This window comes from Kocuria sp. CPCC 205235, from assembly GCF_040980905.1.
Lineage (GTDB): Bacteria > Actinomycetota > Actinomycetes > Actinomycetales > Micrococcaceae > Kocuria > Kocuria carniphila.
In genome coordinates this window covers 42,182-56,926 of sequence record NZ_JAVKPR010000020.1, presented here as the reverse complement: position 1 = coordinate 56,926, position 14,745 = coordinate 42,182, and the positions used below count along the sequence as shown (strand labels likewise).

Sequence of the window (14,745 nt, the reverse complement as noted above, 5' to 3'; positions counted from 1 at the left end):
CTACCAGAAGCAGGGTTCCGGGTACGGGTACTCCGGGGTCCGTGGGCTCAACGCCCTGTTGGCCACCGCCAGCACCCAGACCGCGGCCCCGGTGATCCTGGGTCAGCGGCTGCGCCGCGGTTCGGTCGGCTCCCCGCGCGGGGCCTCGAGGCTGGTCGGGGATTCGCTGGCCATCCTCAAGCGATTGGTGCCGGCGGCCGGCGCCCGGGTGCTGGTCCGGGCCGACTCCGCTTTCTATGGGCATGCCACCGTGGCCGCCGCGCTCACCGCCGGGGCGGAGGTGTCGGTGACCGTGAAGATGGACAAGGCCGTCAAGGCCGCTATCGCCGGCATCGACGAGAAAGCGTGGACCGGCATCAGGTACCCGCAGGCGATCTTCGACGAGGACACCGGCACGTGGATCTCCAAGGCGGAGGTGGCCGAGGTCCCCTTCACCGCGTTCACCTCAAGGAAGAAAACCGAACGGGTCCCCGGTCGACTGGTGGTGCGCCGAATCCCCGAGCTGAACCCCCAGGACACGGACCAGCCGACACTGTTCGACACCCACCGGTTCCACGCCTTCTTCACCACCACCGACCCGGAGGTGCTGGACACGGTGACCGCGGACCAGACCCACCGGGGCCACGCGGTCATCGAGCAGGTCAACGCCGATTTGAAGGACAGCGCCCTGGCCCACCTGCCCTCCGGCCGTTTCGGGGCCAACGGCGCCTGGCTGGTCTGCGCGGTGATGGCCTACAACCTCACCCGCACCGCCGGGATCCTCGCTGCCGGAGAGTTCGCCCGGGCCCGGACCGGGACCATCCGGGCCAGGCTCGTGAATCTGCCAGCCCGGATCGCCTCCAGCGCCCGCAGGATCCGCATCCGCCTGCCCCAGGCATGGCCCTGGCAACAGGGATTCGAGCGGCTCTTCACCGCCGTCCACCCGCCACCGCAACCGGCATAACCACCCGACCACCCGCCGGGCATCGGCACAACCGAAAGAACATCAGTGGAACACCACCGGTAGCGAGGCCGGCCACCACGTCACGCCAAAAAACGGCTCAGTGCCGATCCGGGATATCGGCCGCCGGCCCTAACCTGAGTCGGTGGATCGAGGCTTAGCGGCAGCGGCCGAGTCCGACAGTGAACACCCCCTCGCTCGTGCCATTACCCATGCAGCCCAGCAACGCGGTCTGGAACCACCTCGAGCCAGGAACTTCACGTCCTCCCCAGCCATCGGGGTTAGGGCCACCGTCGACAACATGGTCATCGAAGTTGGGGGCCCGTACCTTCTTGAGCAGCGCTCCTTCAAGGAGTTACCCATCTCAGCGCAATGGCGAAATGAGGGTGCGATCATCCTCCACGTCATTTCCGACGGTCAGGTGATCGGTGCTTTGCGTCTCGCCGACGCAATCCGCACCGAGTCACGCGACGCCGTTGACGCTCTCCACGCTCAGGGCGTTCAGGTCGTCATGATCACCGGCGATGCAGAGGCCGTGGCTCAAGCGGTTGCCGACGAGCTTGGTATCAACCGTGTCTTCGCCGGCGTGCACCCCGAGGACAAAGCCATGAAGGTCGCGGAGCTCCAAGGCGAGGGCCGCAAGGTTGCGATGGTCGGCGACGGAGTCAACGATGCTCCTGCGCTGGCCCAGGCCGACGTCGGCATCGCCATCGGCGCGGGCACGGATGTCGCCATCGGATCGGCCGGAGTCATCCTGGCTAGCTCCGACCCCCGTTCGGTGCTCTCGGTGTTAGAACTTTCGCGTGCGAGCTTTCGGAAGATGAAGCAAAACCTCTGGTGGGCTGCCGGGTACAACTTGATCTCCGTACCTCTCGCCGCGGGCATCCTGGCTCCGATCGGGTTCGTTCTGCCCATGAGCATCGGCGCAATCCTCATGTCCGCATCGACAGTCGTCGTGGCACTCAATGCTCAATTACTGCGCCGTCTCAACCTGGCCCCGGAAGTTAGCACTGATCACATGCTCCACAGCCGGTAGACATGAGGTCGGGCTTCGGACCCTTCCCTCACGTCCGCTCAATATGCGGCGGCTGTGGACGCACAGACATTCATCCAGGACGCGGCAAAGGTTTCTGCTACAAAGGACAACCTTTGACAGTTGTTACAGTGCGCCCATGGCACGGGAGATTCCGCGCGAGGCAACCCTTAACGTTTGCACGACGCCGGGCACTTCTGCCGGGCCCATATCCTCGAGCGCCATGACCACGCCCAGCGCCACCGGGCGGTGCCACTGTGGCACCCGTACCGGCACCGAGATACCACCGGTTTCCTGGTCAATTCGACCGCGTTGCAGGGCATAACCGCGTTGCGCGAAACGGCGCAGGTCAGTCATCAGACGATCCGTAGGAATCCCCTCGGGAAAACTGTCGTCGCGCACCCGCTGGCAATATTCCGTGACGAAAGACTCCGAGTATTGGGACATCAGCACCAGCCCCGCCGCCGATTGGTGCAGGGGTAACCTGCCCGCCACGTTCGAGCGCAGCGGCACATCCGACTTCTTGCCGAGGATCCGCTCGGCGAACAGAACGTCGTCGCCTTCCACGACTCCCACGTGCACGTGCTGTCGAAGCACCGCGTGGACGTCCGACATGAACGGGATGGCAACCGACGCCAGGTCCTCTGCCAATGCGGCCCGGGAGGCCAGTTCCCACAACCGGGTCCCCACCCGATAGCCCTGCCCGCGGGCGGACTCGATCCAGCCGATCTGCTTCATATCTGTCAATAAACGGTGTGCAGTGGACGTGGGGAGCTGAGCAGAACTGGCGATGTCCTTGAGCTGCAACACCGGGGTCTCTGAACCGAACGCCGCCAGAATCCGTTCCACGCGAGCGAGAACCGAATCACCCGACGTCGAATTCGCCATGTCGCCCTCCTGCCCCGCCAAAGCGGGCCCTGCCCGTGCCAGTACCACCACCAGAATTACCTGTACCCAGCGTAGTCTCCCGGACAACGCCGAAGGCCGGCCCCCACATCCTTGGGGACCGGCCTTCGGTCGAACGAACTACGGCAGCTCAGCTACCGCGTCGTGTGATCAGTTGGTGCCGAAGTCGTAGTCATCCAACGGGATGGCCTGGAACTCCGAACCCAACGCACCCGAGTTCTCCTCGGCGTAGCTGAAGTCAGCGAACGCGGAAGGATCGGTGAACATCGAGGCCTTGGCCTCTTCGGTGGGCTCCACGTCAACGTTGTTGTAACGTGCCAGGCCGGTACCGGCCGGGATGAGCTTACCGATGATCACGTTCTCCTTCAGACCCAGCAGCGGATCCGACTTACCTTCCATGGCCGCCTGCGTCAGAACGCGGGTGGTCTCCTGGAAGGACGCGGCGGACAGCCACGAGTCGGTCGCCAACGAAGCCTTGGTGATACCCATGAGCTCCGGACGGCCCGCTGCGGGACGCTTGCCCTCGGCCACCTCACCGCGGTTGGCCTCCAGGAAGCGCACGCTGTCCACCAGCTCACCCGGCAGCAACGCGGTGTCGCCGGACTCGATGATGGTCACGCGCCGCAGCATCTGACGGACGATGACCTCCACGTGCTTGTCGTGGATGCCCACACCCTGGGAGCGGTACACGCCCTGGACCTCGTCCACCAGGTGCTTCTGAGCCTCACGAGGACCGCGAATACGCAGCACCTCCTTGGGGTCAACCGCACCGGTCACGAGCTGCTGACCGACCACCACGGAATCACCGTCGTGCACGAGCAACTTGGCGCGACGCAGCACCGGGTAGGCAAATTCCTCGTCGCCGTTGTCCGGGACAATAACGATCTTGAGGGACTTGTCGGTGTCCTCGATGCGCACGCGGCCGGCCACCTCGGAGATCGGGGCGACACCCTTGGGGGTACGCGCCTCGAAGAGCTCCTGAATACGGGGCAGACCCTGGGTGATGTCACCGTCCGAGGAGGCAACACCACCGGTGTGGAAGGTACGCATGGTCAGCTGAGTACCGGGCTCACCAATCGACTGCGCAGCCACGATGCCCACGGCCTCGCCGATGTCCACCAACTGGTTGGTGGCCAAGGAGCGACCGTAGCAAGCAGCACACACACCCACGGCGGACTCACACGTGAGCACGGAGCGCACGCGGACCTCGTCGATACCGGCGGTGAACAGCTTATTGATCAGGGCGTCGGACATGTCCTGTCCGGCCTCGGCCACGATCTCGCCGTTGGCGTCGACCACGTCCGTAGCCAGCACACGACCGTGCACGGTGTTCTCGACGTCCTCGTGCAACGAACGCACACCGGACTCGTCGGTCTCCGAGACGGGCAGCACCAGACCACGGCTGGTCTGGCAGTCCGCCTCGCGAACGATGACATCCTGCGAAACGTCGACCAGACGACGGGTCAGGTAACCCGAGTTGGCGGTACGCAGCGCGGTATCGGCCAGGCCCTTACGAGCGCCGTGGGTAGCGATGAAGTACTCCAGAACCGACAGGCCCTCGCGGTAGGAGGACTTGATCGGACGGGGCATGATCTCGCCCTTGGGGTTGGCCACCAGACCACGGATACCCGCGATCTGACGGACCTGCATCCAGTTACCACGTGCACCCGAGGACACCATGCGGTTGATGGTGTTGCTCGCGGTCAGGTTGTTACGCATGGCCTCGGCGACCTCATCGGTTGCCTTGGACCAGATGTCGATCAATTCGGAACGACGTTCGTCGTCATCGATCAGGCCCTTGTCGTACTGGCCTTGGATCTTCGCAGCCTGAGCCTCGTAGCCCTCCATGATGGCGGGCTTCTCCGGCGGAGTCGCGATGTCCGAGATCGCCACGGTCACACCCGAACGGGATGCCCAGTGGAAACCGGCGTCCTTGAGCAGATCCAAGGTGTGAGCCACCTGGGTCATGGGGTAACGCTCGGCAAGATCGTTGACCAACGACGACAGGTGCTTCTTGTCGGCGACGTTCTCGTCCCACGGGTAATCCTCGGGCAGCGTTTCGTTGAAGAGCACGCGACCCAGGGTGGTCTCGACGAGGGCGGGCTGGCCGGGTTCCCAACCTTCGGGAGCCTCCCAACCGGCGTACGGCACGAAGTTCTCAAGCTCGATCTTGACCTTGGAGTTCAGGTGCAGCTCGCCGGAGTCGTAGGCCATGATGGCTTCGGCCACCGATGAGTAGCTGTTGCCTTCACCGGCCCAGCCGTCACGAACGGTGGTCAGGTGGTACAGACCGATGATCATGTCCTGCGAAGGCAGGGCGATCGGCTTACCGTCCGAGGGCTTCAAGATGTTGTTCGAGGACAACATCAGGACGCGAGCCTCGGCCTGAGCCTCCGGCGACAGCGGCAGGTGCACTGCCATCTGGTCACCATCGAAGTCAGCGTTGAACGCACCACACACGAGCGGATGCAGCTGAATGGCCTTACCTTCGACCAGCTGCGGCTCGAACGCCTGAATACCCAGACGGTGCAGGGTGGGAGCACGGTTCAGCAGAACCGGGTGCTCGGTGATGACCTCTTCGAGGACATCCCACACCTGCGGGCGGTAACGCTCCACCATGCGCTTGGCGGACTTGATGTTCTGAGCGTGGTTGAGGTCAACCAGGCGCTTCATCACGAAGGGCTTGAACAACTCCAACGCCATCTGCTTGGGCAGACCACACTGGTGCAACTTGAGCTGCGGACCCACCACGATGACCGAACGGCCCGAGTAGTCCACACGCTTACCCAACAGGTTCTGACGGAAACGACCCTGCTTACCCTTCAGCATGTCGGACAGCGACTTGAGGGCACGGTTACCCGGTCCGGTGACGGGGCGGCCGCGACGGCCGTTGTCGAACAGCGAGTCAACAGCTTCCTGGAGCATGCGCTTCTCGTTGTTCACGATGATCTCAGGAGCACCAAGATCCAGCAGACGCTTCAAACGGTTGTTGCGGTTGATCACGCGACGGTACAGGTCGTTGAGGTCCGAGGTGGCGAAACGGCCACCGTCGAGCTGAACCATGGGACGCAACTCCGGCGGAATCACCGGAACGGCATCCAGGACCATACCCAACGGGGAGTTGTCGGTGGTCAGGAACGCGTTGACGACCTTGAGGCGCTTCAGGGCACGAGTCTTACGCTGACCCTTACCCGTGGCAATGGTCTCCTTGAGAGACTCGGCTTCCGCAGCCAGGTCGAAGGTCTCCAGACGCTTCTTGATGGCCTCGGCACCCATGGAGCCCTCGAAGTACATGCCGTAGCGATCCACCATCTGGCGGTACAGGGCCTCGTCACCCTCGAGGTCGTTGACCTTGAGGTTCTTGAAACGGTCCCACACCTTTTCGATGTGATCGATCTCGCGGTCAGCGCGCTTACGCACGTTGGCCATCTGACGATCGGCGGAGTCACGCAGCTTGCGCTTCTCGGCGGCCTTGCCGCCCTCTTCCTCGACACGAGCCAGCTCGGTCTCGAGGTCACGAGCGATCGCAGCGATGTCTGCGTCGCGGGTGTCCTCCATCTGCTTCTTCTCGCGGTCGATGGCAGCCTGCAGGTTGGGCAGGTCGTCGTGACGAGCCTGCTCATCCACGGAGGTGATCATGTAGGCAGCGAAATAGATGACCTTTTCGAGGTCCTTCGGAGCCAGATCCAGCAGGTAACCCAAGCGCGACGGAACGCCCTTGAAGTACCAGATGTGAGTGACCGGTGCGGCCAACTCGATATGGCCCATCCGCTCACGACGCACCTTGGCGCGAGTCACCTCGACGCCGCAACGCTCACAGATGATGCCCTTGTAACGGACACGCTTGTACTTACCGCAGTAGCACTCCCAGTCCCGGGTGGGGCCGAAGATCTTCTCACAGAACAAGCCGTCCTTCTCGGGCTTGAGCGTGCGGTAGTTGATGGTTTCGGGCTTCTTGACCTCGCCGTACGACCAGCTACGAATCTGGTCCGCGGTGGCCAGGCCAATACGCATGAGGCCTAGTGAAGAATCGTTGGACATAAGGTCCTGTCCCTCTTTCTAAAAATCCTGAAGTTGTTCGTGCTTACCGATTACGAGTGGGGAATCAGACCTCTTCGACCGAGCTTGGCTCGGAGTGCGAAAGGTCAATGCCGAGCTCGTCGGCTGCACGGAAGCTGTCATCTTCGGAATCACGCATTTCCACTGCGTTGCCGTCCGCCGAGAGGACCTCGACATTCAGGCACAACGACTGCATTTCCTTGATGAGCACCTTGAAGGATTCGGGCACACCCGGTTCCGGAATGTTCTCGCCCTTGACGATGGCTTCGTACACCTTGACGCGACCGTGGACATCGTCCGACTTGACCGTGAGCAGTTCCTGAAGGGTGTACGCGGCGCCGTACGCTTCCAGCGCCCACACCTCCATCTCACCGAAGCGCTGACCACCGAACTGAGCCTTACCGCCCAGCGGCTGCTGGGTGATCATGGAGTACGGACCGGTGGAACGAGCGTGGATCTTGTCATCCACCAAGTGGTGGAGCTTCAAGATGTACTGGTAACCCACGGACACGGGGTCCGGGAACGGCTGGCCGGAACGACCGTCGAACAACCGAGCCTTGCCGCTGCGGTCGATCAGACGATCGCCGTCGCGGGTCGGGTTGGTGTGATCCAACAGGTCGAAGATCTCGTCCTCGCTAGCGCCGTCGAACACCGGGGTGGCCACGTTGGTGGGGCCGGAGCTCTTGGGGAAGTTGGACAGGCGGTCCAACCACTCGGGATTGCCCTCGATGTTCCAGCCCTGCTTGGCGAGCCAACCGGTGTGAACCTCGAGCACCTGGCCCAGGTTCATACGGCCGGGCACACCCAGCGGGTTCAGGATCACGTCAACGGGGGTACCGTCCGCAAGGAACGGCATGTCCTCCATGGGCAGGATCTTGGAGATCACACCCTTGTTACCGTGACGACCGGCGAGCTTGTCGCCGTCGGTGATCTTGCGCTTCTGGGCCACGTACACGCGAACCACCTGGTTCACGCCGGCGGGCAGGTCGTCGTCCTCGTCGTCGCGATCGAACACGCGGACGCCGATCACGGTGCCGGACTCGCCGTGGGGCACCTTCAGGGAGGTGTCACGCACTTCGCGGGACTTCTCACCGAAGATGGCGCGCAGCAGGCGCTCCTCCGGGGTCAACTCGGTCTCACCCTTGGGGGTCACCTTGCCCACCAGGATGTCACCGGCCTGAACCTCGGCACCGATGTGGATGATGCCGCGCTCGTCCAGGGCGGAGAGCACTTCCTCGGACACGTTGGGGATGTCACGGGTGATTTCCTCGGCACCGAGTTTGGTGTCGCGGGCATCGATCTCGTGCTCCTCGATGTGAATCGAGGTCAGAACGTCCTCGGAGACCATGCGCTGGGAGAGGATGATCGCATCCTCGTAGTTGAGGCCTTCCCAGGACATGTAGGCAACCAGCAGGTTCTTACCCAGTGCCAGCTCGCCCTGGTCGGTCGAGGGGCCGTCGGCGATGACCGTACGGTCCTCGATCCGCTCGCCCTCGGAGACGATCACGCGCTGGTTGTAGGTGTTACCCGGGTTCGAACGAACGAACTTGTTGATCGGGTAGAGCTTGGTGGTGCCGTCGTCGTTGAGAACCTTCACCTGATCGGCGGAGACCTCTTCGACCACACCCGGCTTGATGGCCAGAACGGAGTCGCCGGCGTCCATAGCGGCGTAGCGCTCCATACCGGTACCGACCAGCGGTGCTTCCGAGACCAACAGCGGCACAGCCTGACGCTGCATGTTGGCACCCATCAACGCGCGGTTGGCGTCGTCGTGCTCGAGGTACGGAATCAGGGCGGTGGCCACCGACACCATCTGGCGCGGGGACACGTCCATGAACTCGACGTCCGAAGGCTCGACCAGCACGGCTTCACCGGAACCGTCAGCGGCACGTGCCAGAACGGCGTCCTCGGCGAAGTGACCGTCCTCGGTCAACGGTGCGTTGGCCTGCGCGATGGTCACGCCACGCTCGTCGTCCGCGGTCAAGTAGCTGACCTCGTCCGTGACCACACCGTTGACCACCTTGCGGTAAGGGGTCTCGATGAAGCCGAACGGGTTGATGCGCGCGTAGGTCGCCAACGAACCGATCAGACCGATGTTGGAACCCTCAGGGGTTTCAATCGGGCACATCCGGCCGTAGTGCGAGGGGTGCACGTCACGGACTTCCATGCCGGCGCGGTCACGGGACAGACCACCCGGGCCCAGCGCGGAGAGGCGACGCTTGTGCGTCAGACCGGCCAGCGGGTTGTTCTGGTCCATGAACTGCGACAGCTGGGAGGTTCCGAAGAACTCCTTGATGGCGGCAACAACGGGACGGATGTTGATCAGGGTCTGGGGCGTGATGGCCTCGACGTCCTGAGTGGTCATGCGCTCGCGAACCACGCGCTCCATACGGGACAGGCCCGTGCGGATCTGGTTCTCGATGAGCTCGCCCACCGCGCGGATGCGACGGTTACCGAAGTGGTCGATGTCGTCCACGTCAACGTGAATTTCGCGCGGCTCCCCGTCGCGGACACCCTCCATGGTGCTGCCACCGGCGTGCAGGGTGACCAGGTAACGAATCATGGCCACGATGTCGTCCACGGACAGCACGGAAGCGTCCGCATCCGTGAAGGCCTTGTCCAGACCCAGCTTGCGGTTGATCTTGTAGCGACCCACCTTGGCCAAGTCGTAGCGCTTGGGGTTGAAGTACATGTTGTCCAGCAGGGACTGGGCAGCATCAACCGTGGGCGGCTCTCCCGGACGCAGCTTGCGGTAGATGTCCAGCAGGGCATCCTCGCGGGTTTCGGTGGTGTCTTTCTCGAGGGTTGCGCGGATCGAGTCGTACTCGCCGAACTCCTCGAGGATCTTGGATTCGGTCCAGCCCAGTGCCTTGAGCAGAACGGTCACGGACTGCTTACGCTTGCGGTCCAGGCGAACGCCCACCTGATCGCGCTTGTCGATCTCGAGCTCGAACCATGCGCCGCGGGACGGGATGATCTTCGCGGAGAAGATGTCCTTGTCCGAGGTGCGGTCCTGGCCCTTTTCGAAGTAAGCACCGGGGGAACGCACCAGCTGAGAGACGACCACGCGCTCGGAACCATTGATCACAAAGGTTCCCTTTTCGGTCATGAGCGGGAAATCGCCCATGAACACGGTCTGCTGCTTGATCTCACCGGTGGTGTTGTTCATGAACTCGGCCTTGACGTACAGCGGCGCCGAATAGGTGGCGTCACGGTCCTTGCACTCGTCCATGGTGTATTTGGGGTCGTAGAACTCCGGCTCGGAGAACGACAGGGACATGGTGCCCTGGAAGTCCTCGATGGGGGAGATCTCTTCGAAGATGTCCGACAGGCCGGACGTGGTGGCCACGCCGGTTTCGCCGGTCTCCTGGGCCTGTGCCAAACGGGCCTGCCAACGCTCGTTGCCCACCAGACGGTCAAAGCTGTCCGTCTGAAGTGCAAGCAGGTTGGGGACGTCCAGCGGCTCGTGGATCTTTGCGAAGGAAATTCGGCGAGGAATGTTATCGCTCGTGGGGTGATTGGCGGTGACGTTCGAATCGGTGCTCGAGGCGACCAAGATGTGATCCTTCCACAGACATGCAGTGAATTCGCGAGGTTCCCGAGATGAGAATTGGGGGCCGGTGTTGGCTGATTGCGCAACACGCCCCGGTGGCGCCCACCGCTATATGAAGGCACGCATGTATAAGGGACAACGCAAGCTATCAGTCTAGGACTTTTTTTCCACTTTGTCCAGACCCGTAGTGGACGGACGGGACAACTCGTCGTAAGATACCCCGCCCCTCCGGTTTCCGACCTCCCCTTCCGTGCCGAACCCCCACCCAGGACGACGACGCCGCTCGGCCGGGTTTCGCGGCCGGGGTCATCAACTGCCGCGTGTTCCGACACCCCCGGCCACCGGTTTCCCGGCGTCGAACTGTTGACTGGCAAAGGCCGCCAACTCCGGATGATGTAAATCCAGGGCGGGCCGTTCGGAGCGAATGCGGGGCAAGGATGCAAAGTTGTGGCGCGGTGGCGGGCAGGACGTGGCCCATTCCAACGAACAGCCGAAGCCCCAAGGGTCGTCCACCTCCACTTTCTTGGCGTGCCGGTGGGTGACGTACACGTTCCAGAAGAACGGAATCATGGACAGCCCCAACAGCATGGCTCCGGCGGTCGAGAGTTGATTCATCCACGTGAACCCGTCCTCCGGCAGGTAGTCCGCGTACCTGCGGGGCATACCACTGACCCCCACCCAGTGCTGGATGAGGAAGGTCATGTGGAAGCCGATGAACAGCATCCAGAAGTGGACCTTACCCAGCCGCTCGTTGAGCATCTTGCCGGTGAACTTGGGCCACCAGAAGTAGAAGCCAGCGAACATGGAGAACACCACGGTGCCGAACACCACGTAGTGGAAGTGCGCGACCACGAAGTACGTGTCAGATACGTGAAAATCCAGGGCGGGCGTGGCCAGGATGATGCCCGTGAGCCCTCCGAAGAGGAACGTGAAGAGGAAACCGAGGGCCCACAGCATGGGCGTCTCGAACGTCACCGAGCCTTGCCACATCGTGCCGATCCAATTGAAGAACTTCACACCGGTTGGCACCGCAATCATCATGGACATGAACGCGAAGAAACTCAGCGCCACCGCTCCGGTGACGAACATGTGGTGGGCCCACACCGTGATGGACAGCGCGGCGATCGCGATGGTCGCGAAGACCAGACCCTTGTACCCGAAAATCGGTTTCCGGGAGAAGACCGGAATGATTTCGGACACGATGCCGAAGAACGGCAGGGCGATGATGTACACCTCGGGGTGACCGAAGAACCAGAACAAGTGTTGCCACAGGATGGCGCCGCCGTTCTCCGGATCGAAGATGTGTCCTCCCATGCGCCGGTCCATACCCAGCGCAAACAGCGCGGCGGCGAGCGGTGGGAACGCCATGATCACGAGCATGGACGTCAGCAGGATGTTCCACGTGAAGATGGGCATGCGCCACATGGTCATCCCAGGAGCGCGCATGCAGAGGATCGTGGTGATGAAGTTGACGCCGCCCAAGATGGTGCCGAAGCCCTGCAGTGCCAGCCCGAATAACCACAGGTCTCCACCCACACCAGGGCTGAAGGTCGTGTCATTGAGCGGGGCGTACGCAAACCATCCGAAGGACGCCGCACCCTGCGGAGTGACGAACCCGGCCATTGCCACGAGGGACCCGAACAGGAAGAACCAGAACGCTAGCGCGTTGAGCCGGGGGAACGCGACATCAGGGGAGCCGAGTTGAATGGGCACCAACACGTTGGCGAAGCCGATGAACAGCGGTGTTCCGAACATCAGCAACATCAAGGTGCCGTGCATGGTGAACAGCTGGTTGTACTGCTCCTTGGTCTCCAGGATCTGCAGACCGGGATCGAAGAGTTCGGCGCGGATCAACAGTGCCATCACACCGCCCACACAGAAGAAGGCGAATGACGAGATCAGATACATGTATCCGATCGTCTTGTGATCGGTCGAGGTGAGCCAGCCGACGATCATCCGGCCCTTGGACCGGGGCACCGCGGGTGCTTCGACTCGCTGGCGGCGTTCGGTTGCCGTGTACGCGTGGATGGCCATGACATGTCCTAACCGAGCGGTTCAGCTCTGGTGCAGGAGCGACTTCTCCGAGACGATGAGACGAGAAGGGGCCCGTGTCAGTCCACGCTACGCGGTGGCCATCGCAAATGGTATGCCTACTCATTAGTTTCTTGCTGCTTTAATGATTCGCCCATTAACTACCATCATGCAGACCACCGTCCTGGCCACGTCCGGTTCACCCGGCCGCTAAGCAACTCCCCTGCGGCGCGCCTCATCGGCCGCCTGCTCAACCCCTCGCAGCCACGGGTCCCCATGCCCCGGAAGCACCACCGTGGCGCCGGTCTGCGCCAAGGCGCGCAGTGATTCCATGGCCATGGCGCTGTCCGCGGTCGCCGCCTTTGCCACAATTCGAGGCCCGGTGAGCGCAGTGTACGGATCCAGCGTGACGAGCGCGTCACCGGTAATCAGCGCGTCGGATTGGGGCATGTGCAGGGCGCAGTGCCCGTACGTGTGGCCGGCAGAGAGGACCACCCTGGGACGCCCCGGAACAGGAACCTCCTGCCCCGCTTCGAGCGGCTGTGAGACCGTCACCCCCTTCACCGCTGCCGCGCCCCCGAACACCATGGACAGCAGCACCGGGATGGCCCGAGGGTGTCGCAAGGGATACGCCGCGGCCGGATTCTCATGCGCGTAACGGTAGGGGTGCGCGGCCAGGGTTACTTCCTGGTGGTGGGCATACACCGGAATATCGAGACGCTCAACGAGTTTGGCGGCCACTCCCACGTGGTCGAAATGGGCGTGTGTCAGCACTAATGCCTTGAGGTCTGCGGGTGCTCGCCCGAGTTCACGGATCGCATGCCCCAGTTCGTTCCAGACCCTCGGAAGACCCGCGTCCACCAGGGTGAGTCCCTGATCGTCCTCGAGCAGATAGCAGTTGACGTTATGACTCTGGATCAAATGGATTCCGGGGGCCACATTCTTCAGGAACACGTTTCTTCCCTCCCAGCCCGTAACCCATGAACGGGCATACTCGCCCGGAACAAGGTTCGGACCACATACTGGTAGTGGACGACCCACCCAAGCTAAGCCGCCTTATAGTAGATTACGGTCCGTCCTCTGCGGTGTCACGCATGGTGGGCCACACTGTTGGGTCCATGTATACACGCAGGATGCTGCGAGTGACAGAAAGTTGAGACCGGTGACCACACTCAAGGAAAGAACCGAGGCCCCCACTGCCCGAGGGCTTGCGAGCTCGGCGCTGATCGCCCTATTGACCAACGGGCACCCATCCCCCGAAGCGAAGCTCGAACTGGGTGCCGCAGTCGAACGGGCGCTGGACGAGTGCCACGACATCAAGACCGACGAAGACCTTCAGCTCTCCCTCTTCCTGCTGTACCTGCTGCACTACGGCCCGGCCGAGTTCGTGCGCGGCGAATGGGAGTGGGACCCGGACCTGATCCGTATTCGCTCATCCATCGAGGAACGCTTCGAAGCACAACTGCGAGCCGAGGTCGAACTACCCTCCCCGCTCCCCCGTGACGGCAAGGCCGCCGCGGAAATGCTTTTCGAGATGACTCAACCTGCCGCCAAGCCGGGCACCGCCATGTGGCTGGCCAAGAACGCCACCGAGGACTTGCTTCGGGAGTTCCTGATTCAGCGTTCCATCTACACGCTGCGCGAGGCGGATCCGCACACGTGGTCCATCCCCAAGCTCCAGGGACGCGCCAAGGCTGCCATGGTCGAGATCCAGGCCGACGAATACGGTGGCGGTCACCCGGACAAGGTGCACTCGGAAATCTTTGCCCGCACCATGCGCAACTTCGGCTTGGACGACACCCCTGATGTCTATTTGGACGTGGTACCGGCGAGCACCTTGGCCTCGACCAACCTCATCAGCATGTTCGGTCTCCACCGCCGCTTGCGCGGGGCCAATGTGGGGCACCTTGCGGCCTTCGAAATGACTTCGACGATCCCCAACAAGCACTACGGCAACGCGTTCCGCAAGCGTGGCTACGGCCAGGACGTTACCTGGTACTTCGACGAACACGTCGAGGCCGACGCCGTGCACGAACAGTTGGCCGCCCGAGACCTCGTGGGCAACCTCGTCGATGACGAACCTCGGCTGACCGAGGATATCTTCTTCGGGGCCGCCGCGTGCCTCTACGTGGACGGACGCGCGGGTGATCACATGCTGGAGGCATGGTCCTCGGGCCGGTCTTCGCTGCTCACCCCGGAACCCCGGGTATGAGCGCGGACAGG

Annotated in this window: 7 protein-coding genes and 1 pseudogene; 3 read left to right on the top strand and 5 right to left on the bottom strand. The window is 62.7% G+C overall.

Translation table 11 applies throughout. The features are described from left to right. On the top strand, positions 1-943 hold a 943-nt coding region (locus RF638_RS12750), incomplete at its 5' end, for an IS1380 family transposase (protein ID WP_368842166.1). A gap of 154 nt (positions 944-1,097) precedes the next feature. Continuing rightward, positions 1,098-1,976: pseudogene (locus RF638_RS12745) on the top strand (HAD-IC family P-type ATPase); the annotation flags it as partial. A gap of 123 nt (positions 1,977-2,099) precedes the next feature. Here the strand turns inward: RF638_RS12745 and RF638_RS12740 are convergent. The 5 genes from RF638_RS12740 to RF638_RS12720 form a co-directional block, all read right to left on the bottom strand. Then, a complete protein-coding gene (locus tag RF638_RS12740; protein WP_129701823.1) occupies positions 2,100-2,861 on the bottom strand; it encodes an IclR family transcriptional regulator in 762 nt (253 codons plus the stop codon). A gap of 168 nt (positions 2,862-3,029) precedes the next feature. Next, the gene (locus tag RF638_RS12735; protein ID WP_315279661.1) at positions 3,030-6,920 is read right to left on the bottom strand and encodes a DNA-directed RNA polymerase subunit beta'; all 3,891 of its coding nucleotides are present in this window, start codon (positions 6,918-6,920) and stop codon (positions 3,030-3,032) included. A 64-nt stretch (positions 6,921-6,984) separates the two neighbouring features. Beyond that, complete coding sequence (gene rpoB, locus RF638_RS12730) at positions 6,985-10,494, bottom strand: DNA-directed RNA polymerase subunit beta (RefSeq protein ID WP_095796566.1); 3,510 nt, start codon at positions 10,492-10,494, stop codon at positions 6,985-6,987. Positions 10,495-10,800: 306 nt separating this feature from the next. Then, positions 10,801-12,525, bottom strand: a complete 1,725-nt coding sequence (gene ctaD / locus RF638_RS12725; RefSeq protein WP_095796565.1) for a cytochrome c oxidase subunit I — start codon at positions 12,523-12,525, stop codon at positions 10,801-10,803. Positions 12,526-12,732: 207 nt separating this feature from the next. Continuing rightward, positions 12,733-13,476, bottom strand: a complete 744-nt coding sequence (locus RF638_RS12720; RefSeq protein ID WP_368629389.1) for an MBL fold metallo-hydrolase — start codon at positions 13,474-13,476, stop codon at positions 12,733-12,735. A 208-nt stretch (positions 13,477-13,684) separates the two neighbouring features. Here RF638_RS12720 and RF638_RS12715 point away from each other — a divergent pair, with 208 nt between their 5' ends. Beyond that, the gene (locus RF638_RS12715) at positions 13,685-14,734 is read left to right on the top strand and encodes an iron-containing redox enzyme family protein (RefSeq protein WP_368842164.1); all 1,050 of its coding nucleotides are present in this window, start codon (positions 13,685-13,687) and stop codon (positions 14,732-14,734) included. The last annotated feature ends 11 nt before the right edge of the window (positions 14,735-14,745 follow it).